20 protein-coding genes and 1 pseudogene are annotated in these 22,099 nt (G+C 42.7%); 9 read left to right on the forward strand and 12 right to left on the reverse strand.

Features of this window, described 5'->3' with window-relative positions; all coding sequences use genetic code 11:
- Window positions 1-14: 14 nt before the first annotated feature.
- The 3 genes from O3611_RS08790 to O3611_RS08800 are packed head-to-tail and all read left to right on the forward strand — an operon-like array spanning window position 15 to window position 2,346.
- On the forward strand, window positions 15-1,145 hold the full coding sequence (locus O3611_RS08790) for an N-acetyldiaminopimelate deacetylase (protein ID WP_371608402.1): 1,131 nt from the start codon (window positions 15-17) through the stop codon (window positions 1,143-1,145).
- Between the two features lie 3 nt (window positions 1,146-1,148).
- Complete coding sequence (locus O3611_RS08795) at window positions 1,149-1,688, forward strand: 5-formyltetrahydrofolate cyclo-ligase (protein WP_371608403.1); 540 nt, start codon at window positions 1,149-1,151, stop codon at window positions 1,686-1,688.
- Window positions 1,672-2,346 carry a rhomboid family intramembrane serine protease gene (locus O3611_RS08800; RefSeq protein ID WP_371608404.1) on the forward strand — a complete coding sequence of 225 codons (675 nt, stop codon included), beginning with the start codon at window positions 1,672-1,674 and terminating at the stop codon, window positions 2,344-2,346. Before O3611_RS08795 ends, O3611_RS08800 begins: the two co-directional genes overlap by 17 nt.
- Window positions 2,347-2,420: 74 nt before the next feature.
- Here O3611_RS08800 and O3611_RS08805 read toward each other — a convergent pair whose 3' ends face one another.
- From O3611_RS08805 to O3611_RS08825, 5 genes are all read right to left on the reverse strand, one after another.
- A complete protein-coding gene (locus O3611_RS08805; RefSeq protein ID WP_371608405.1) occupies window positions 2,421-3,800 on the reverse strand; it encodes a glycoside hydrolase family 1 protein in 1,380 nt (459 codons plus the stop codon).
- A 224-nt stretch (window positions 3,801-4,024) separates the two neighbouring features.
- Window positions 4,025-5,878: a proline--tRNA ligase gene (locus O3611_RS08810; protein WP_371608406.1), complete on the reverse strand. Its 1,854-nt coding sequence runs from the start codon at window positions 5,876-5,878 to the stop codon at window positions 4,025-4,027.
- 17 nt (window positions 5,879-5,895) lie between these two features.
- Window positions 5,896-7,152 carry an RIP metalloprotease RseP gene (rseP, locus tag O3611_RS08815; protein ID WP_371608407.1) on the reverse strand — a complete coding sequence of 419 codons (1,257 nt, stop codon included), beginning with the start codon at window positions 7,150-7,152 and terminating at the stop codon, window positions 5,896-5,898.
- A gap of 21 nt (window positions 7,153-7,173) precedes the next feature.
- Window positions 7,174-7,977: a phosphatidate cytidylyltransferase gene (locus O3611_RS08820; RefSeq protein ID WP_049529872.1), complete on the reverse strand. Its 804-nt coding sequence runs from the start codon at window positions 7,975-7,977 to the stop codon at window positions 7,174-7,176.
- Window positions 7,978-7,985: 8 nt separating this feature from the next.
- Window positions 7,986-8,738, reverse strand: coding sequence for an isoprenyl transferase (locus O3611_RS08825; protein WP_371608408.1), 753 nt, complete (start codon window positions 8,736-8,738; stop codon window positions 7,986-7,988).
- A gap of 215 nt (window positions 8,739-8,953) precedes the next feature.
- Between O3611_RS08825 and O3611_RS08830 the strand changes: the two genes are divergently transcribed.
- The 5 genes from O3611_RS08830 to O3611_RS08850 all read left to right on the forward strand — a co-directional run bounded on the left by O3611_RS08830 (window position 8,954) and on the right by O3611_RS08850 (window position 13,989).
- On the forward strand, window positions 8,954-9,349 hold the full coding sequence (locus O3611_RS08830) for a helix-hairpin-helix domain-containing protein (protein ID WP_371608409.1): 396 nt from the start codon (window positions 8,954-8,956) through the stop codon (window positions 9,347-9,349).
- Window positions 9,350-9,641: 292 nt separating this feature from the next.
- Complete coding sequence (locus O3611_RS08835) at window positions 9,642-10,220, forward strand: flavin reductase family protein (RefSeq protein ID WP_248034971.1); 579 nt, start codon at window positions 9,642-9,644, stop codon at window positions 10,218-10,220.
- Window positions 10,207-10,767 carry a GNAT family N-acetyltransferase gene (locus O3611_RS08840; RefSeq protein WP_371608410.1) on the forward strand — a complete coding sequence of 187 codons (561 nt, stop codon included), beginning with the start codon at window positions 10,207-10,209 and terminating at the stop codon, window positions 10,765-10,767. Before O3611_RS08835 ends, O3611_RS08840 begins: the two co-directional genes overlap by 14 nt.
- Entirely contained in the window at window positions 10,767-11,345 is a 579-nt protein-coding gene (locus O3611_RS08845; RefSeq protein WP_371608411.1) for an AAA family ATPase, read from the forward strand. Before O3611_RS08840 ends, O3611_RS08845 begins: the two co-directional genes overlap by 1 nt.
- Window positions 11,338-13,989, forward strand: a complete 2,652-nt coding sequence (locus O3611_RS08850; RefSeq protein ID WP_371608412.1) for a valine--tRNA ligase — start codon at window positions 11,338-11,340, stop codon at window positions 13,987-13,989. Before O3611_RS08845 ends, O3611_RS08850 begins: the two co-directional genes overlap by 8 nt.
- Before the next feature lie 98 nt (window positions 13,990-14,087).
- On the opposite strand, the pseudogene O3611_RS08855 reads toward O3611_RS08850, so the two are convergent.
- The 3 genes and pseudogenes from O3611_RS08855 to O3611_RS08865 all read right to left on the reverse strand — a co-directional run.
- A pseudogene (locus O3611_RS08855) lies at window positions 14,088-14,387 on the reverse strand (group II intron maturase-specific domain-containing protein); the annotation flags it as partial.
- A gap of 105 nt (window positions 14,388-14,492) precedes the next feature.
- Window positions 14,493-15,179, reverse strand: a complete 687-nt coding sequence (locus O3611_RS08860) for a YoaK family protein (RefSeq protein WP_371608413.1) — start codon at window positions 15,177-15,179, stop codon at window positions 14,493-14,495.
- 212 nt (window positions 15,180-15,391) lie between these two features.
- Window positions 15,392-16,084: a hypothetical protein gene (locus O3611_RS08865; RefSeq protein ID WP_371608414.1), complete on the reverse strand. Its 693-nt coding sequence runs from the start codon at window positions 16,082-16,084 to the stop codon at window positions 15,392-15,394.
- Between the two features lie 267 nt (window positions 16,085-16,351).
- On the opposite strand from O3611_RS08865, the gene O3611_RS08870 reads away from it, so the two are divergent.
- On the forward strand, window positions 16,352-16,582 hold the full coding sequence (locus O3611_RS08870; protein ID WP_371608415.1) for a hypothetical protein: 231 nt from the start codon (window positions 16,352-16,354) through the stop codon (window positions 16,580-16,582).
- Between the two features lie 212 nt (window positions 16,583-16,794).
- On the opposite strand, the gene O3611_RS08875 is transcribed toward O3611_RS08870, so the two are convergent.
- The 4 genes from O3611_RS08875 to O3611_RS08890 form a co-directional block, all read right to left on the reverse strand.
- On the reverse strand, window positions 16,795-17,568 hold the full coding sequence (locus tag O3611_RS08875) for an NUDIX hydrolase (RefSeq protein ID WP_153225258.1): 774 nt from the start codon (window positions 17,566-17,568) through the stop codon (window positions 16,795-16,797).
- A gap of 1 nt (window position 17,569) precedes the next feature.
- Entirely contained in the window at window positions 17,570-18,346 is a 777-nt protein-coding gene (gene pnuC, locus O3611_RS08880; RefSeq protein ID WP_153225257.1) for a nicotinamide riboside transporter PnuC, read from the reverse strand.
- A gap of 9 nt (window positions 18,347-18,355) precedes the next feature.
- The gene (locus tag O3611_RS08885; protein ID WP_371608416.1) at window positions 18,356-19,414 is read right to left on the reverse strand and encodes an AAA family ATPase; all 1,059 of its coding nucleotides are present in this window, start codon (window positions 19,412-19,414) and stop codon (window positions 18,356-18,358) included.
- Window positions 19,415-19,662: 248 nt separating this feature from the next.
- A complete protein-coding gene (locus O3611_RS08890) occupies window positions 19,663-22,095 on the reverse strand; it encodes an ATP-dependent Clp protease ATP-binding subunit (RefSeq protein WP_371608417.1) in 2,433 nt (810 codons plus the stop codon).
- Between the last annotated feature and the right edge of the window lie 4 nt (window positions 22,096-22,099).

Genomic DNA, 22,099 nt, shown 5'->3' on the forward strand with positions numbered 1-22,099 from the left:
GAAGGAAATTAGATATGTTAGATTTGATTCAAATTCGACGCGATCTTCACCAAATTCCTGAGATTGGTTTAGAAGAATTCAAGACTCACGCTTATTTACTCAATGTCATTGAGAAATTGACAGCTGACAAGGATTTTGTTCAGATTCGTACCTGGCGAACCGGTATTTTAGTTTACTTGCAGGGAAGTCAGCCAGAACGTACCATTGGTTGGCGAACAGACATCGACGGACTCCCAATTGTTGAACAAACAGGCCTTCCTTTTGCCTCTCAACACCAAGACCGTATGCATGCTTGTGGGCACGACTTTCACATGACCATTGCACTTGGAAGCCTCGAACGTGCTCTAGAAAAGCAACCAAAAAACAATCTCCTCTTTCTCTTCCAACCTGCAGAAGAAAACGAAGCAGGTGGTATGCTCATGTATGAAGATGATGCTTTTGGCGACTGGTTGCCTGACCAATTCTATGGACTTCATGTCCGTCCTGACTTAAAAGTTGGACAGATTGCGACCAATACCCATACACTCTTTGCAGGAACATGTGAAGTTAAGATTCGTTTTAAGGGTAAAGGCGGTCACGCTGCATTTCCACATGAAGCCAACGACGCTCTGGTTGCTGCGAGCTATTTTGTGACTCAAGTTCAGTCAGTCGTCAGCCGTAATGTTGATCCTATCGAGGGAGCTGTCGTCACTTTCGGTGTTTTTCAAGCTGGTACAACCAATAATGTCATCGCTGATACAGCCTTCTTACATGGAACCATTCGTGCTCACACACACAGTATGAGCCTCTTAGTTCAAAAACGTGTCAAAGCTATCGCTGAAGGTGTGGCAGCTGCTTTTGATATGGATGTGGAGATCGAACTCAAGCAGGGAGGTTATTTACCAGTAGAAAACAACCCTGAACTAGCCCGGGAATTGATGACCTTCTTTGATGAAAAAGAGGGCATTGAACTAATCGATATCGAACCTGCCATGACAGGGGAGGACTTTGGGTATCTTCTTTCAAAGGTTTCTGGCGTCATGTTCTGGCTTGGGATTGATAGTCCCTATGCTCTTCACCATCCAAAGATGAGTCCTAAGGAAGAAGCTCTAGCAATCGGAGTTAAGGCTGTATCAAGCTTTTTAGCAAAGAAAGCTGCGGAGTAAACTATGAAAAAAAGCTTACGCAAGCAGGTCTTACAAGAACTCAAGTCTCTATCTAAGGAAGAAAAGCAGAGCATGAACGATTGGCTTACAGAGCAGTTCTTTCAACATCCTTTTTATAAGGAAGCAAAAACCATCGCTACTTACCTGTCTTTTCCTCATGAATTTCAGACAGCTGAACTCATCGAACAAGCTCAAAAAGATGGGAAGACGATTCTCATTCCCAAAACTTATCCACAAGGGAAAATGGACTTGGTGCTCTATGAACCAGAGAAACTCGAAAGAAATTCTTTTGGACTTCTTGAACCGCAGGGGGAAGCTATTGTCTTTGAGTCCTCTCAGATTGACTTGATCCATGTTCCTGGTCTAGCTTTCAATCCTTCTGGCTATCGGGTTGGCTATGGTGGTGGCTACTACGACCGCTACTTGGAGCATTTTACTGGTCACACCATCAGCACACTTTATCCTTGTCAGATTCAGGACTTCCAGCCTGATCCACACGATATTCCCGTTGAGGAGGTACTCATCTATGAAAGAAATTTTTGATCGTCGTTATCCTGTCACGAGCTTCTTTCTTTTCGTGACCACCCTAGTTTTTATACTCATGTTTCTAACCAGTGGTTTCAATTACACAAGCGCAGCTACCTTGTATAAATTCGGAGCTGTTTATCCCCCAGCAATCAAGGCCATGCCTGAACAAATCTGGCGCCTATTCTCAGCAACCTTTGTCCACATTGGCTTGGAGCACTTTTTAGTCAATATGCTATCCCTTTACTTCTTGGGACGTCAGATGGAGCAAATCTTTGGCTCCAAACAGTTTTTCTTTATCTACCTTTTATCAGGTATGATGGGAAATCTCTTTGTCCTCGTTTTTAGTCCCAATGCCATTACTGCAGGTGCTTCAACTGCGCTCTACGGCATGTTTGCCTCTATTGTCGTTCTCCGTTATGCCTCACGCAACCCGTATCTTCAACAGCTTGGTCAATCTTACCTCTCCCTCTTAGTCATCAACCTAGTAGGAAGTATTTTAATACCTGGCATCAGCCTTGCTGGACATGTGGGGGGAGCTGTTGGCGGTGCTTTACTAGCTATTGTTTTCCCCGTTCGAGGCGAACGAAAGATATACAACCCAGGTCAACGTGGTCTTGCAACCCTAGCCTTTATTGCTTTATCAGCTCTACTACTTTTTATCGGACTATTATAAAACAAGAAAAACCATTGGAAAAACTCGAAAAGAGTTGAGGTCCAATGGTTTTTTGAATCTATTTGAAAAGTAGCTTAAAAGCCATTATTGTCACTGAGTTCTTTGAACCAGTGGCCTGATTTTTTCAGACGGCGTTCTTGCGTTTCAAGGTCAAGCTCGACTAAACCATAACGGTTTTTATAGCTATTGAGCCATGACCAGCAATCGATAAAGGTCCAGATCAAGTAGCCTTTACAGTTGGCACCGTCTTCGATAGCACGATGAAGCTCACGAAGGTGACCTTTGACAAAGTCAATACGATAATCATCCTGAATCATTCCATTTTCGCGGAATTTATCTTCACCTTCAACGCCCATCCCATTCTCTGTCAACATCCACTCGATATTTCCATAGTTTTCCTTGATGTTTTGAGCGATATGGTAAATCCCTTGCTCGTAGATTTCCCAGCCACGGTGCGGATTGATCTTACGACCTGGCATCACGTAAGGTTCATAGAAATGTTCTGGTAAGAGTGGGCTGTCAGGATGCTTAGCAAAACGCGGCGCCATGACACGCAAAGGTTGGTAGTAATTCACTCCTAGGAAGTCAACCGTATGCTCGCGAATGAGTTCCAACTCTTCGGCTGTGTATTCTGGTAACAAGTCATGCTCAGACAAAATTTCCACTAACTCTTCCGGATAAGCTCCTAAAACAGACGGATCTAGGAAAGATTGTGCTTGGAAAAGGTCAGCAATACGAGCAGCCTTGACATCGGCAGGATGCTGGCTACGTGGATAGGCTGGTGTCAAGTTGAGGACGATCCCAATCTTAGAACCAGGCAAGACCTCATGGCAGGCTTTGACCGCAAGAGTGCTAGCTAGCTGGGTATGATAGGCAACCTTAACCGCTGCTTTGGCATCTACCTTATGAGGGTAATGGGCATCATAGAAATAGCCGAACTCTACAGGAACGATAGGCTCATTGAAGGTAATCCACTGGTCAACCAAGTCTCCATAAGTTTCAAAACAGAAACGAGCATAGTCTTCATATGCCTTGATGGTTGCCTTATTTTCCCAACCATCCCCATCTTCTTGAAGGGCAAAAGGCAGGTCAAAGTGATAGAGATTGACTAAAAGACGAATTCCCTTAGCCTTAATAGCTTCAAATACCTGGCGGTAGAAAGCCACACCTTGAGGGTTGACTTCCCCACGTCCCTGTGGGAAAATACGAGACCACTGGATAGAAGTTCGAAAGGCTGTGTGGCCAGTTTCTAACAAAAGTTCGATATCCTTTTCCCAGTTTTCATAAAAGGTCGACGTTTTGTCTGGTCCAATACCATTGTAGTAGCGATTTGGCTCTACTTGAAACCAATAATCCCAGAGATTATCTCCCTTACCATCACCAGGTACTCGTCCTTCTGTCTGCGGCCCAGAAGTTGAGGAACCCCAGACAAAATCCTTTGGAAATTTTAGCATAGTACTACCTCTTTTTACGCTTTTAATGTTTATACTCTTCGAAAATCAAATTCAAACCGCGTCAACTTCCATCTGCAACCTCAAAACGGTGTTTTGAGCAACCTGCGGCTAGTTTCCTAGTTTGCTCTTTGATTTTCATTGAGTCTTACTTTCTCTCATTATACAGAAAAAACAAGGCAAAAACTAGTTACATTTTTGTCTTGTTTTTCTTCTGATTATAGATTTTATTTATTTGTTAGGATTTCAAGGGTTTCAAGCAAGTTATCTGCGTGAACTTCGATTGTATCTCCTGTCGCCTTAATCTTGACTTCTACGATACCGTCAGCTGCTTTCTTACCAACAGTGATACGGATTGGAAGACCAATCAAGTCGCTATCACTGAATTTAACACCGACACGTTCGTTACGGTCATCTGTCAAGACTTCGTAGCCTTTGTTGACTAAGGCTTCTTCGATACGATTAGTCAATTCAAGACTTGCTTCGTCCTTAACATTGACCGGAATCAAGTGCACATCAAATGGTGCCAATTCTTTAGGGAAATTGATCCCCCAAGCGTAACGGTATTCACCTTTAGGAGTTTTGTTAACAAAGAGGCGAGCGTGTTGTTCCATAACTGCTGAAAGGAGACGGCTGACACCGATGCCGTAGCAGCCCATGATGATTGGCACAGCACGACCATTTTCATCCAAGACATCTGCTCCCATACTTGCTGAGTAACGAGTTCCCAGTTTAAAGATGTGACCGATTTCGATACCACGCGCAAAGTTGAGAATACCTTGTCCGTCTGGAGAAATCTCACCCTCACGGACTTCACGGATGTCCACATACTCAGCAGTAAAGTCACGACCTGGGTTGACACCAGTCAAGTGATAGCCATCTTCATTGGCACCAACAACAGCATTGCGGCTATCTTGTACCTTGCGGTCAGCGATAATCTTGACATTTTCTGGAAGATCGACTGGCCCAAGTGAACCAAAGTCAGCTCCCAACAATTCTTTCACTTCTACCTCAGTTGCAGGTTCCAAGAAATCTGCTCCAAGGTAGTTTTTCAATTTGACTTCGTTGAGTTGGTCATTGCCAACGAGTAGGGCCACAACTGGCTCCTCATCTGCGATATAAACCAAGGTCTTGATTGTTTGCTCTTCAGAGACATTCAAGAAGGCTGCGACTTCATCAATCGATTTGACACCTGGTGTTTCCACGCGAGCCACTTGATCTTCAGTCACAACACGATTGCTTGGTTTGTACTCGTTGGTTGCCATTTCCAAGTTAGCTGCATAGCTTGATTCACTTGAGTAGGCAATGGTATCTTCACCAGAAACCATCCATTTGAGCAATTCTTCCTTTATTTCTTCTTGCACTTGATCAGGGATTTCATCAAACGACGCGACAGATTTATCCAAGACTACCCAACGATTCAGGTCTGTACGAGCAGGTGTGATAGCCATAAACTCTTGGCTATCCTTACCACCCATGGCTCCACCGTCACCGATGATGGCTTTAAAGTCCAAACCACTACGAGTGAAGATACGCTCATAGGCTGCCTTGTACTCATCATAAGTTACATCCAAGCTATCGTAGTTAGCGTGGAAGCTATAACCATCTTTCATGATGAATTCACGCGTACGAAGAAGTCCATTACGTGGACGTTTTTCATCACGATACTTAGGCTGGATTTGGTACAAGTTCAGTGGTAATTGCTTGTAAGACTTGACAGAATCACGGACAATAGCTGTGAAAGTTTCTTCGTGAGTTGGACCCAAGATAAAGTCTGACTTCTCACGGTTTTTCAATTTGTACAAGTCCTCACCGTAAGTTTCATAACGACCAGATTCACGCCAAAGGTCAGCACTGAGAAGGGCTGGAGCCAACATCTCAACAGCACCAATCTTGTCAAATTCTTGACGCATGATCTTCTTAGCTTTTTCGATAACACGGTTAGCAAGTGGTAGATAAGAGTAAACACCTGCTGATACTTGACGAACATAACCAGCACGCAACATAAGGGCGTGACTGATAACTTGAGCATCGCTTGGCATTTCGCGAAGCGTTGGGATAAGCATTTTACTTTGTTTCATAATGACTCCTCTATTTCTTAAAAGAAGGTACGCATGATGTCGTTCCATGTCACGGCGAGCATCAAGACGACCATAATGACAACTCCGACCAGAGTGACATAGGTTTCAATTTCTTGTTTTAGTGGTTTGCGACGGATAGCTTCTAGGATGTTGAGCACGATTTTTCCACCATCTAGTGCAGGAATCGGAATCAAGTTGAAAATTCCGATATTGATGGAAATTATAGCCAAGAAGAACAAGACATTCTCAAGACCATTTTTAGCAGCATCACTACTTGCCTTAAAGATGGCAACGGGACCGCCCAGCTTATTCAAATCTGGTTGGAAGATCAAGCTTTTCAAAGCATTGAGGATTCGCAAAGCTGAATCAGCTGCACTTGTAAATCCGCCCATAAACATAGACCAGATATCTGATTTGAGTCTCGGCTGGACACCCAAGATATAACGCCCTTGACTCTCCTCAGGCGTCACACTGACTTGTTTTTCAGTGCCATTTTCAGAAACCGTCACATCCAAAACGGGCGCTGTTTTGTCCTTGGTTTCTGCATCGACCGCCTGAATCAAATCTGACCAGTTTGAAATCTCATAACTGCCGACTTTAGTGATTTGGGCCGTATTTTCAACACCAACCCTAGCCAAAGCGCTATCTGGAATAATACTGAAGTTATTCGTTTGCGTATCACGAACACCGCCTTGCATGAAAATCAAGATCCAGAAAACGACGACTCCTAGGATAAAATTATTCATAGGACCAGCAAAGTTGGTAATCAATTTGCCCCAGACAGTCGCATTCTGATATTGGACGTCTAAGGGAGCAATACGAACTTCCGTTCCATCAGCTTCCACAATGGTCGCATCATGGTCTACTGAGAAAGTCTTTTCCTCTTCTAAGACCAAACCTCTAATAAAGAGTTTATCCTCAAAATCAAACTGAGTGACCTGCATAGGCAGAGCTGTCTGGTCAACCTTTTTACCAGAGAGATTGATGCGTTTGACCTTACCATCCGCTGCCAATGTTAGGCTTGCAGGAGTTCCAGTCTTAATTTCTGTCGTATCTTCACCCCAACCTGCCATCCGAACGTAACCACCAAGTGGCAGGAGACGAATAGTATAAGCAGTTCCATCTTTTCCGATGTGGGCAAAGATTTTGGGGCCCATACCGATGGCAAACTCACGAACTAAAATCCCAGATTTCTTAGCAAAGTAAAAATGTCCGAATTCGTGAACCACTACGATAATCCCAAAGACCAGGATAAATGTTAGTAATCCTATCATTTAATTTCTATTTACCTTTCCTTAAAATAAGCCAAAGAGGTGCATAATAGGGAAGACAGCCAGCATGCAATCAAAACGATCCAATACCCCACCATGACCTGGGATAAACTTGCCTGAGTCTTTGACACCAAAGTGACGTTTCATAGCACTTTCAATCAAATCGCCCAACTGACCAGCTATACTAAAGAAAATAGCAAAGACCATCATTTTGTAAATTCCATAAGGTAAAGCAACGGTACTATCAACTAGCATAAAAATCAAAGTCACTAGCATAGCAGCCACGATACCCCCCATAGCACCCTCTATGGTCTTGTTAGGGGAAACTCTCGGAGCTAGCTTTCTCTTACCAAACTTCATTCCTACCAGATAAGCACCACTATCGGTTGCCCAGACCATACACAGTCCCAAAAGCGCCTTATCCAAACCTGCAATACGAGCATCGACCAAAGCATTAAAACCAAAGCCAACATAAAAACTCATGGCAATCGGAAAAACAGCATCCTCAATAGTATAGTTCTTGCTGAAGACTGTTGCCCCTAGTAAAATCAGTATCACGACACTATAAGCTACAACATTCCCATCTACAGGTAAAAACTTCCAGTAGTTTTCCAAAGGTACGGTCAGAGCAAAAGTCGCTAGTAAAGTCAAGAGACCTTCAGGCGTCATGGTATTTAACCCCTTCATGCGAAGCAACTCATGTACTCCCAACATAGCCACAATCCCCATGGCAATCTGGAGCCATAAGCCACCAATCGCCAAGATTGGGATAAAGATAGCCAAGGCCAAGATAGCAAAAAGGGTTCTCTTTTGTAAATCCTGTATCATAATATCTCCTAAACTCCTCCAAAACGACGGTTGCGACGATTGTACTCGATGATAGCTTCTTTCAAGGCTTCCTCATCAAAGTCAGGCCACAAGACATCCGTGAAATAGAGCTCGCTATAAGCAGCCTGCCATGGCAAGAAATTACTCAAACGAAGTTCTCCACTAGTCCGAATAATCAAGTCAGGATCACGCAAGACTTTTGGCAAATGACCCGTAAAGAGGTATTCCCCAATCAATTCCTCTGTGATATCACCAGGATTGATCTTTGCATCTAAAACATCCTGTGCAATCAACTTGACCGCTTGTGTAATCTCAGCTCGTCCACCATAATTAAGGGCAAAATTGAGAATCAATCCTGTATTTAACTTAGTCAGCTCCTCTGCCTTTTTCAAGGCATCAAAAGTCTGCTTCGGCAAACGATCAGTCTCCCCAATCATTTGAATTTTCATGTTCTTCTGATGCAATTCAGGAACAAACTTATCATAGAATTCAACTGGCAGGTTCATAATAAATTTGACTTCCTGATCTGGACGAGTCCAGTTTTCAGTTGAAAAGGCATAGACTGTCAAGGCTTTGACGCCCATATCACTAGCAGCAATAGCTACCTTTCTCAAAGCATCCATCCCAGCCTTATGGCCAAAGACTCGTGGCTGCATCCGTTTTTTAGCCCAACGGCCATTCCCATCCATGATCACACCGATGTGATCTGGCACCATTGTAGGGGTTTCTATTGCTTTATCTTTTTTTAAAAATCCAAACATGATTGTATTCCTATTCAAAAATCTATCGTTTCATTATACCATATTTTTCACTTTTCTTCTATTATTGCCTATCATTCTACGGCGAAATTTCCCATATATCTCCTATATTTCCAGTATATCAAGCCTTGCAATTCCTAAAGAAAGTTGATACAATAAAACCATAGAGATTCGATCCTTGTTCAGCCACAGGGATTTTTTATTGAAAGGATTTTATCATGTCAAAGACACTCCAACGTAAAAAACAATTGAGAAACAGCCTACGTCGCTCAGGTGCATTTTCAAACACTGTAAACAAGGTTGTCGAAGAAACAAAAAAAGTTGTGAAACATGCTGAAAAAGCAGCAAGCGATGCAGGTAAAGTTGTCTCTAAAAAGGTTGAAAAAACTGTAGAAGCAACCAAAGAGCAAGCTCAAAAAGTTGCTACTTCTGTGGAAGATTTCGCTACAAACCTAGGTGGACTTTCAGTTGACCGCGCTAAGACTTTCTACGATGAAGGTATTAAGTCTGCTGCTGACTTCAAAAACTGGACAGAAAAAGAACTCCTTGCCTTGAAAGGAATCGGTCCAGCAACTATCAAGAAATTAAAAGAAAACGGCATTAAGTTCAAGTAATCTTTCTTGTTCCTTGCTTTTCCGTCAAAAACTTGTTAAAATATAGCCATTAGAGGTGTTTTGAGTCCCACATTTTACAGAAAGTGGCGGTGCTGAGAAGTCCACAAATGTGTCAAAACTGGTTGCTAATGGATGAAATTAAAAAATGAAATATAAATGTCTTTTTGTTTAAAAGACGAGAGATGCGGGCATCTGCCCGAAATTGGGTGGTACCGCGGATTAACACATTCGTCCCTGTCAGATTAATGACAGGGGCGATTTTTTTGTTGCGACCTAGTAAAAGGAGGTTGTCATGAAACAATCTTTTAAAACAAGTAAGCTCTACTTTGGTTTTCCAATCTTCATTTTGGGGTATCAGGACCAGAACTTTGAGCACAATATCACGACCTGCAGTTCCTCCTATAGTCTAGGCGATTGGCTAGTCATCGGGGTTGGTGCTGAGGAAAATGCGGCAGACCAGATTAAGCATTACCAGAAGTTCACTGTGAACATCCCTGACGAAAACCTCATGCTTGAGATGGAGCAGGCTGGCTTTATCAGTCATCGGGAGAAATTGAAACACCTGGGGCTTGACTATGAGATTTCTGAACGAACTCAGGCACCGATTTTAGAGGCTTGTCCAGTCGTTTTGGATTGCCAGGTAGATCGAATTATCGAGGAAGATGGCATCTGCCATATCTTTGCCAAGATTCTCGAGCGACTGGCTGATCCAGAGCTCTTAGATGACAAGGGCCATTTTAAAAATGACCGTTTTGCGCCGACTTACTTTATGGGGGACGGCCATCAGCGCGTTTACCGTTATCTAGATGACCGAGTCGATCCCATGGGAATCTTCATCAAGAAAGCGAGGAAGAAGAATGACAAGAGCTGAACTGCCAGAACGAATCGAAACAGAGCGACTGGTCCTGCGAGTCCGAACAGTGGCGGATGCAGAGGATATCTTTGACTATGCCAGTCGTCCAGAAGTCTCTTACCCAGCAGGTTTTCCACCTGTCAAGACCTTGGAAGATGAGATTTATTACCTAGAACATATCCTTCCCGAGCGTAATCAAAAGGACAATCTCCCAGCAGGCTATGGAATTGTGGTCAAAGGGACTGATACAATCATCGGATCTGTTGATTTCAATCATCGCCACGAAGACGATGTTTTGGAGATTGGCTATACCTTGCACCCAGATTATTGGGGCCGAGGTTATGTTCCTGAAGCAGCGCGTGCCTTGATTGATTTAGCTTTTAAAGAACTGGGGCTTCATAAGGTAGAATTGTCTTGCTTTGGCTACAATATCCAAAGTCAACGTGTCGCTGAGAAGCTTGGCTTTACCCTTGAAGCTAGAATCCGAGACCGCAAAGATGCCCAAGGGAATCGCTGTGATGATTTGAGATACGGTTTGCTGAGAAGTGAGTGGGAGGCGGATTGATGCATGTTTTCATCATTGGAGCTCCAGCCTCAGGGAAAATGACCATTGGTCAGGAACTTTCAAAACTCACCGGTGCGACTCTCTTTTTCAACCATCAACCAATTGATTTCGCACTCGAAATCTATCAGGACTTTACGGAAGAAATGTGGGAATTTGTTCGTAGCGTTAACTTTTCTTTTCTTGGAACAAGCGCCAGGCATCATCGGTCGGTGATTTTAACAGGTGTAACTGATTTTTCAAATCAATACCATCTGATGTATTTGAAGGACATTCAAGATTTGTTGAATGACTATCATCAAGAGATTCTTTTTGTTGAATTGGAAACAAGCCTTGAAGAGCGCTTACGTCGAAATCAGACGGAGAATCGGTTGAAGTATAAACCCTTGAAACGGTATTTTGAGGTATCTGAAAGAGAGATTTTAGAGACTGCTGAAACACTTCAATTAAATTCCCAACATCAACCGAATGAGTTGCACCACTACTTTAGGATAAATAATACGAATCTATCTGCAGAAGAAGCTGCTAAGCAGATTCAAGAAAAAATGAAAACAATAGAGAAAGGACACACACATGTCTAAAGAACTTTCACCTAAATACAATCCAGCCGAGGTTGAGGCTGGTCGTTACCAAAAATGGCTTGACGAAGATGTTTTCAAGCCTTCAGGCGATAAAAAGGCTAAGCCATACTCTATCGTCATTCCACCACCAAACGTAACTGGGAAACTCCACCTTGGTCACGCTTGGGATACAACTCTTCAAGATATCATCATCCGTCAAAAACGCATGCAAGGCTTTGATACGCTTTGGCTTCCTGGTATGGACCACGCTGGGATTGCGACTCAGGCTAAGGTTGAGGAGCGCTTACGTGGTGAAGGCATCAGCCGTTATGACCTCGGTCGTGAGAAATTCCTTGAGAAAGTCTGGGAATGGAAAGACGAATATGCCACTACTATCAAGGAACAATGGGGCAAGATGGGTCTCTCTGTAGACTACTCTCGCGAGCGTTTCACGCTTGACGAAGGTTTGTCAAAAGCCGTTCGCAAGGTCTTTGTGGACCTTTACAAGAAAGGCTGGATCTACCGTGGTGAATTTATCATCAACTGGGACCCAGCGGCTCGCACTGCACTTTCGGATATCGAAGTTATCCACAAGGATGTCGAAGGTGCCTTCTACCACATGAACTACATGCTGGAAGATGGCTCACGCGCCCTTGAAGTTGCGACAACTCGTCCTGAGACCATGTTTGGGGACGTAGCCGTTGCGGTCAATCCAGAAGACCCACGCTACAAGGACTTGATCGGTAAAAACGTCATACTTCCAATCGCTAATAAATTAATTCCAATCGTTGGAGACGAGCACGCTGATCCTGAGTTTGGTACTGGTGTCGTGAAAATCACTCCTGCCCACGATCCAAACGACTTCTTGGTTGGTCAACGCCACAACTTGCCACAAGTCAATGTTATGAACGATGACGGAACTATGAATGACTTGGCCTTTGAATTTGCAGGCATGGACCGTTTTGAAGCTCGTAAGGCAGTCGTTGCCAAGTTGGAAGAAATCGGTGCCCTTGTTAAAATCGAAAAACGTGTCCACAGTGTTGGTCACTCAGAGCGTACTGGTGTTGTGGTTGAGCCACGCTTGTCTACGCAATGGTTCGTCAAGATGGATCAATTGGCCAAAAATGCTATTGCCAACCAAGACACAGAAGACAAGGTAGAATTCTACCCGCCACGTTTCAACGATACCTTCCTCCAATGGATGGAAAATGTCCATGACTGGGTAATCTCTCGTCAGCTCTGGTGGGGTCACCAAATCCCTGCTTGGTACAATGCTGAGGGTGAAATGTACGTCGGTGAAGAAGCTCCTGAAGGTGACGGATGGACTCAGGACGAAGACGTCTTAGATACTTGGTTCAGTTCTGCCCTTTGGCCATTCTCAACCATGGGCTGGCCTGATGTCGACTCAGAAGACTTCAAACGTTACTTCCCAACGTCAACCTTGGTAACAGGTTACGACATCATCTTCTTCTGGGTATCTCGTATGATCTTCCAATCTTTGGAATTCACTGGCCGTCAGCCATTCCAAAATGTCCTTATCCACGGTCTCATTCGTGATGAGCAAGGACGCAAGATGTCTAAATCTCTCGGTAACGGGATTGACCCAATGGATGTTATCGAGAAATACGGTGCCGATGCCCTTCGTTGGTTCCTTTCAAACGGTTCTGCACCAGGTCAAGACGTCCGCTTCTCTTACGAGAAAATGGATGCTTCTTGGAACTTCATTAACAAGATTTGGAACATCTCTCGCTACATCCTCATGAACAATGAAGGTTTTACCCTTGAGCAAGCAACTACTAATGTGGAAAAAGTTGTTAACAAGGAAGCTGGAAACGTTACTGACCGCTGGATTCTCCACAACCTCAATGAAACCATCGGAAAAGTTACTGAAAACTTTGACAAGTTTGAGTTTGGTGTTGCTGGCCACATCCTCTACAACTTCATCTGGGACGAGTTTGCGGACTGGTACGTCGAGTTGACCAAGGAAGTCCTTTATAGCGATAACGAAGAAGAGAAAGTCATCACACGTTCTGTTCTCCTTTACACTTTGGACAAGATCCTTCGTCTCCTTCACCCAATCATGCCGTTCGTGACAGAGGAAATCTTTGGTCAAATCTCAGAAGGTTCTATCGTTACAGCGGAATACCCAACTGTCAACCCAGCCTTTGAAGACCTTGCTGCCCACACTGGTGTCGAAAGCCTCAAAGACTTGATCCGTTCTGTTCGTAATGCGCGTGCGGAAGTAAACGTTGCACCAAGTAAGCCAATCACGATTCTTGTTAAGACAAGTGATAGCGATTTGGAAGCCTTCTTTAACAGCAATGTCAACTACATCAAACGCTTCACAAATCCAGAACACTTGGAAATCGCATCAAACATCCCTGCACCTGAACTCGCTATGTCAAGCGTCATCACAGGAGCAGAAATCTACTTGCCACTGGCAGACCTCCTCAATGTCGAAGAAGAACTAGCTCGTCTCGACAAGGAACTCGCTAAATGGCAAAAAGAACTGGATATGGTCGGCAAGAAGCTCTCTAACGAACGCTTCGTAGCCAATGCCAAACCAGAAGTCGTTCAAAAAGAACGCGACAAACAAGCCGACTACCAAGCGAAATACGACGCGACCGTAGCACGTATTGATGAGATGAAGAAGTTGGTGAAATAAAATCGAGTAGTGGCTAAGACTAACCCCTCTCGCACCACGGTACCTGCCGTTCGGCATACGGCGGTTCAACTAACTTTTAACGCATGTCGTTCAAGGTATTAATCCAAACACGAAACCAGTCCACGTTTTCGAGGACTGGTTTTGATATATCACGTTTAAGTACCGACCTCTGAGCCCTAATTGATAGTGGTCATCCCAGCCAGATTCTTATCTGCTATCCTTTTAGGAATTCCTAACTTAAGTAGGCCCGACAGTCGTTTAGATTTCTTCTTCCATTGCTTCCATATAATCACTCGTAGACGAGTACGCAAGCGCTCATCTATGCTGGTGACTATGCGCTTCATATTTCCCAATGAGAAATAGTTTATCCATCCCCTAATGGACAAATTCAGTTGCTCAAAAGTTCACTGGTAGTAAGTGTCCCACAGAGGACTTCCACCTCAGATGTACGACATGTCCATCGTACCAAAAACGGCAAATCCCTCAAATTGAGATTTGCCTTTTTATATATTTTCATCTTGCAAATCGAGCTGCTTCACTCTAGCAATATAGTAGGACATGATCAAAAATAAATTGAAGCTGACAATCCAGATAGACCATTCATGGAGAAAATGCATAGATACAGCCAAGCTAATGGCCCCCACTACGAAACTGCCTACAACAATGCCATAGTTCAAGGCTTGACGACGATATTCTTGAACATCTCCTTCTCCTCTAACGATACGATACAAAGCAGTCAACATTTTTCGGTAATTTCCAGAGGTCATAAAAATGACATAGGGATGATCTTCAATCAAACTACCCGTAAATGTTAGCATCATCATTCCAGTTCCAAAAGCAATAAAAGGAACTTCTAATAAAGGAAAGCGAGAAAAGAAGGGAAGAACAAGGGTCCCGATAAATAAGGGAAGTAGCATCTTAATTCGCCAATAGGCTGTTTTGCGATATTCTTTCATGTGTAAGGCAAAAAGAAAGCCTAGGGAAAAGAATATAATCGAGCAGAATCTCAACATAGTATTGATGACATGTGAATCGTGCCAATCTGATATCAGTAGGAGAATGTTCCCTGTCTGTGTCGCCACCAAACTATGGTACTGGATATGACAGAACACATCCAAAGAACCACCGATAAAGCCAAGGAACACTCCCATGAGTCGTGTGTTTTGAGGTAAAATTAATTTATCTGGCATTGATTCATCACTCGTTTCCCTTTGATTTTTTCATTATACCACTTTCTCTGAAAGAAACTAAGTGAAAAACGGTCAGTTCAGGTAGATATGATTACATATACTCCTAAGTTCGTCTCATCTCTGAAGTTCATTTATGACGTCTTATCAACTTCAAATGCTGTAGGTACTCATCAACTGAACTATTTTTAAACAAATTATTTCTGTACTGAAGTCTATGGCTTAATCAAAGTAACACTTGAAACAGTGCCATCCGCACCTGTTGTAATTTGGATGATTTTTCCACCACCAATTTTGGCATTATATTTACCATCATCAAGAGTATAGGCATAGCCTTGGATAGAGTAGTTTTCTTTCTTACCATCAGCAGATTCTACTGTAAATTGACCACCTGATGAAACCGTGATAGTCTCGCCATTAGCCCCCTTCCAGTTGCCAGCTACGGCAGAGAAATCTCCATCAACCATGGTTAGAACACCCTTGTAACGTTTGTTGTGTTCTGCTTGCTTATCTTGAAGTTTGCGGTCAGTAGTTGGATCATAAGTTGACTGGCTAGTCTGTACTTGAGAACCTTGTTGATTTGAGGGAGTTTGCGAAGATACCTGTTGGTTAGAAGCTTCTTGGCTCTGTCTTGTTTCTTGTGCTGGTGTTGCTTGCAATTGATTAGCAGTGGTTGCTGACTGGTCAGAAGAAGCTGCCTTAGTTTTTTCTGATGAAGTTGAACTTGAGGATTTCTGAGTCTTGTTCTCTTTACTTGAAGAACTTGTCTTAGAACTAGAGGATGCTTGTGTTGTCTTGCTAGAACTATCACTTGTCGTATTTTCTTTCTTATTACCACAAGCTCCCAATAGTAATGTTGAAGCGAGTACAGTCGCGGTCATTAATTTGATAGAAGTTTTAGTTTTCATGTTATGCTCCTTTTGTAACGTTTTTGAAATGTTAAGAAATATATCTGTAACATAATTGTAATATTTGTTTCTAAATCTGTCAACTATTTATCTAAAATTTTTTAGTACATTTATTTTCTTACTCCTCCTATATCTTTTATTCGCAAAGAATTTAAAAAAAAAGGAAAATTTTCCTACGAGAATACTATATTTTGTAATTGTAATCGTTTGCATTTCTTTCTTAAAGTGCTATAATAAAATTGAAATAGATATTGGAGGTGTAGACTTATGTTAAGCAAATATTACAAGTATCTTCCTTGGGTGATTTTAGATGCTTTCGTTTCTTATGGGGCAGCTACTCATTACGCTCAAACAACATTTGATTTGTTCTACCTAACTGCCATTTTCATGATTGTCTACGTAGCTCTACTGTACTTACATGAACATTATTTAAAATATAAATACAAAGATTTATTCATTCGTTTTATGAGTAATCCTAAAAAAGATAAACATCCTTAAACAAAAAATAACAACAAAAAGAGGCCGGGAAAAATCCCGACCTCGATTTTTTATGAATAATAAACCTTTGACACGATAGTTGAATTGACTTTTGACACAAACTTTATTTTCTCTATTCTCAAACATGAACCAGCCATCGGATTTGTTGAGACTTCTCAGGACTGAGACTAGGAAATCGAGACTTGGTCTATCGATTTCTATCCTAAAGCTTTTTATTTCAATCGATAGGTTTTTCTTGGTTTCTTTTTAGGAACTCGTTTGAGCCCAACTTCTTCTACATACTCACCGTATTTTACGAGAAAGTTATTGCTGACGATTGGTCGTCCTGGGTTGATGAGATTGACTAATTCGGTTCCTTCATAGACAGTGAACTCCTCCTCTAGTAGATAGAGGAAGGTCGGATTCCAGTCAAGACGCCCTTGGATTCGTTTAATAGACTCTTGGATAATGGCATAATGGTCAAAGGCGAAGGCATGCTCCTCCAACTCTAGTCCCTCTAGGAAACACTTGCCCGTCTGAAAATCAACATCGACAAAAACCACATCCTTGGCATCATCTCCAGCTTGAACGAGTTCGAGTGCTCGACTAGGTAGATACACCAAGTGGGCGATAGTAACCGTCCAGCCCCGCGGATCACGACCTGGGGTAGACACTGTCATCAACTGTTCGATTTTTTCCAACGGAAGGTCGAGGTTAACCTCCTCTCGCACCTCACGCTGGCAAGCATGCCTTGCATCTTCACTCTTATCCATAAAACCACCGACCAAAGCCAAACAGTTTTGATAAGGATGGGCCTTGCGACGAATCAGCAAGAGTTTGATTTTCCCTTCCACAAAGCAATAAGCTACCATATCCACCGTCACGCTTGGTTTTTCATACTGAGGAAGATCCTGTTTGCAGTACCAGTCTAAAAATTCCTTCTCCGTCGCATGAATCTCAAAATATTCTCTTTCTGTCATTCCAGCCGAGATTATCGTTTCAGTCATCTTATCCCTCCCTGACAGCTTTTGTCCATTGGTACCAACCGACTAAACTATTGATGGTGTAAACCCAGTACATACCTTGGATGTGGATATTTTCACCCCACCAGAGGTAAATACTAAAGAGATTGGTTGCAATCCAGAAAATCCATTGCTCACGGTAAAGACGTGTCATCAAGAGCTGACCAACACCATTGGTCGCATCGGTAACACTGTCACGGAAAGGACGAGCACTGCTGATACTTTGGTAGGCTAATCCCATGCCAATCCAGATGATAGCAGTCAAGGCCAAGTACTTGAGCCAATCAATCAGACCGAGTTTCTTAGCTTCAAAGTGAGACTCCTCTGGTCTTCCTTGCTCATTGATCCGATTAGACAACCAAGTATAGAGACCAATAGGCTGCATGACAAAGAAATAAACTGTGGTCAATACTTCTCCGTAGAAAGTAGCATTCATAGCTAGGACCAAATAGATTGCAGAGTTAATAGCTCCAAAAAGATAGTTGCTAGCCCGACCTTCAGCTACCAAGATAACGCAGACAATCCCTGTCCAAGAGGCCAAGAGACCAATCCAGTCATGACTTTCTGTGTTTTGTGTAAACTCCAGAATAAGAGGGACACTTGATAAAGCAATCAAATAGAGCCACTGGAAAAGACTGCGTCCCACAAAGAGGTCATTCCAAAGCAAACGCATAACTCCTTCAAAACCAATTTTACGAGCTTCTGCGTGAACATTTTTAAAGTTTGCGATAAATCGAGTGATTTTTTCAGTTATTTTTTTCATTTTCTTCTCCTAATCTGCTTGGTAAATGGCATCGATAGCTACTTTTGCTGCTTCATAATTTCCTAGATAGTCATCAGCTAGATAAACATGAGGGATAGTAGCCAGATATTGCTCCCTCATCATATCCAAATGCTGAGAAAAACTATGACGGATATGGTCTTCTGCCATGGTCATGTCTCGAAAACCATCATTAACATAAGAGCCAACAGGTTGCACAAAGAGGATTAAATCCCACTTTTCCTTGGCTAAGATGGAAACGAATAGATTATCAAATGTTTCTACGGACAAGTCCCCCTGCTCTTCAGTTTCCATGTAGTAATCGTAGTAGCCCTTGGTTACCAATGAGTTGGTGTCTGCAATGACCAAGCCTCGATTGGCATTGCTATCGATTAACTTGGAAGTTTGGTCATATTGGCCCAAAAGGAGGTAATAATAGTCTTTTGGAGTAAGCTCATCATCTCGAACATTATTTTTTATCTGATACTCACGAGCATACTCCAGACTGACTGGCGCGTCATAAAAGCGAGCTAAATCCTTGGCTAGAGTTGTTTTACCATTACTAGCACTTCCCATAATCAACACTTTTTTCGTAAACTGACGGCGGAAAGGTTGAGCGATATATTTCCAATATTTGCTTGGATTTTCACGAATCATGCTAGCCGAAATTCCAAATTTTCTTTCCTGCAAAACAGTCTCGAAACCACGTTCTGACAATTCTTGTTGGTATTCGGACTCTCCTACAAAAAAGATGAGCTCCTGACTAGTCTGGTCATAGGAAATGGCCTGCAACATCTGATCCAACCACTCCTGCCAGCCCATTGGATAGCGAGGGATATTAGTTTCGTCAAGTTTACAAACAGAGGTCAACTCATCATCTCGAAATGCTTCACGAATATAGCGAAACCTCTTTTGTAGTGTCAGTCCAACCTGTTCACCACGATCTCCCTTATAGCCTGAAACTACCACCCATACAGCATCGCATTGTCGTTTTGCTCTTTGGATTAAATCAATATGCCCCTGATGCAAGGGAGCAAAGGTTCCAAAAACCACCGCTATCTTTTTTTTCATGTCTTTTCAACCTTTTTATAACTTTTTATATTTTGCATTATACTATGTCTTGTTCTGTTTGTCAACACTTTTTTATTATTTTTTATAAAAACGTTGATACATGATAAGATTTTTTTACTTGATATGCAAAACCTGATCAGGAGAATTCTGTTTTGAAATCCTTAAACTAAATGCAAAATCCAAATCCTTATTTGAGTAACAACTTTCCAAAAAAAGAGGCTGAAACAATCTGTTCCAACCTTACATTTTTAAACAATTTCAAATTTTAATTGACCAGCTTTAACACCAATCTTCAGGGTCTTACCAGCTTCCAATTCACCTTTAAGGAGAAGCTCTGCAAGTTTGTCTTCCACTTCAGTTTGTAGGGTTCTACGAAGTGGACGAGCCCCCATCTCTGGATCATAGCCTTGCTGAGCTAGAAGTTTAAGGGCAGATGCTTGGAGTTTCAAGTCAATTCCTTTTTCTGCCAGGCTTGCAATCAATGGTTTGACCATAATCTTAACTACTTCCTGCATATCTTGACTTGACAAGCTATGGAAGACTACCTTCTCATCAATACGGTTGATAAACTCTGGACGATAAGCCTTTTTCAGCTCTTCAAACATACGTTTTTCCATATTTTCCTGGTCAAAACGAATGTCCTTAGCTCCAAAGCCGACTGTCTTATCGTCACGAAGGGCTGTCGCACCAAGGTTTGACGTCATGATGATAATGGTATTTGAAAAATCAACCTTACGGCCTTTACTGTCCGTCAAGACACCATCATCCAAAACCTGTAAGAGGACATTAAAGATGTCTGGGTGCGCCTTTTCTACCTCGTCAAAGAGAAGTACTGAGTACGGTTTATTGCGAACCTTCTCGGTCAACTCTCCACCTTCTTCGTAACCTACATAACCTGGAGGAGCTCCGTTGAGACGGCTAGCTGCAAATTTCTCCATGTACTCACTCATATCAAAGCGAATAAGGGCAGATTCGTCATCAAAGAGGACTTCTGCCAAGGCCTTGGCCAATTCAGTTTTACCAACACCAGTTGGCCCTAAGAACATAAAGGAACCAATTGGACGTTTGTTATTGCGAATACCTGATTGATTTCGGCGAATGGCACGACTGATACTAGATACAGCCTGTTCCTGTCCAATCACACGTTTATGCAGTTCAGCTTCAAGGTTGAGATACTTCTTGGCATCCGTTTGGGTTAATTTTTGCACAGGAATTCCTGATAAGCGACTCAAGGTGGTCAAAATATCAGATTCTTCTACTACATCTTTATAAACAGGTACTTCCTGCTCTTTTGCAATGAGCTGAGCTGCTTGCTTCCATTTTCCATCCATCAAGGCCTTATCAGCTGGTGTTAAACCTGACTCTTCTTGTTTAGCGTGTTTCGATTTATTTTGCACTGTTGCTGCCGCTTCATCCAAAAGATCGATTGCTGAGTCTGGCAAATGACGACTCGTCAAATAACGATGTGCCATTTTGACAGCTGTTTCGACTGCATCGTCTGTAATTTGGACATGGTGGTGTTTCTCATAAGTTGCTTTCAAGCCCTGCAAAATAGCCATACTATCTGCTAAACTTGGCTCCTCAATCATCACTTTAGCAAAACGACGAGAAAGGGCTGCGTCTTTTTCGATGTGCTTTTGATACTCTTCCTGAGTAGTCGCACCGACAGTTCTCAGAGTTCCACGTGCCAAGGCAGGTTTCAGGATATTGGCTGCATCCAAGGTCGAATCAATCCCACTTCCTGAACCCATAATGGTATGAAGCTCATCGATAAAGAGGATGACCTTGCCATCTTCCTCGATATCTTTGATGATATTGTTCATACGTTCTTCAAAGTCTCCACGGAAACGAGTTCCCGCAACCACATTCATCAAATCAAGCTCTAAAACTCGCATCTTAGCCATTTCATCAGGTACATCCCCGTTGGCAATACGTTGCGCAAGACCAAGTGCTAGAGCTGTTTTACCGACACCTGCATCTCCAACTAGGACTGGATTATTTTTTGTCTTACGGCTCAAGATTTGAATCATACGAGAGATTTCTTGGTCACGCCCGATGACTGGTTCCAATTTACCTGAGCGAGCTTGCTCTGTAAGATCATGCGTATAATCTTCCAAACCTCCACTTGGTGTCTGAGGCATGCCCATCATATTAGCCATAGAATTTTGCTTGTCCGCTACCGTACGATGGCGTTGACGAAGGGCCTTCAAATCATCTCTAGTCCAACCAGCACGCGCTTCAAGACTACGACGAAGTCCAGCAATCTTGACCTGATCCTTCTGATCTTCGTAAGAAAATCCCGCTTTTTCTAGAATACGAGTAGCCAAGGCATTGCCATCATGTAAGATAGCATAAAGCACGTGCTCTGTTCCTAAAACCTTGGCATGCACAACAGAAGCTACATGCTCTGCTTCCAACAACAATACCTTCAAACGGTGTGAAAAAGGCAACTCCTGATAATTTTCCTTATCGCTATACTTTGTTTCAGTCAGCTCTACGGCAACTTCCTCCAGACGATCAATCTCATATGGAAATTCGTTTAAAGTTGCCCCAGCTACACTATAACTATGATTGGCCATAGCAATCAATAGGTGCCAAGACTCTAGGTATTCTGCTCCAAAATGACTTGCGACCAGAAAGGCACTGTCTATACATTCTTTCAATGCTTTTGAATATTTCATTTAG

Source organism: Streptococcus sp. 27098_8_91, from assembly GCF_041432385.1.
In the GTDB taxonomy this organism is placed as follows: domain Bacteria; phylum Bacillota; class Bacilli; order Lactobacillales; family Streptococcaceae; genus Streptococcus.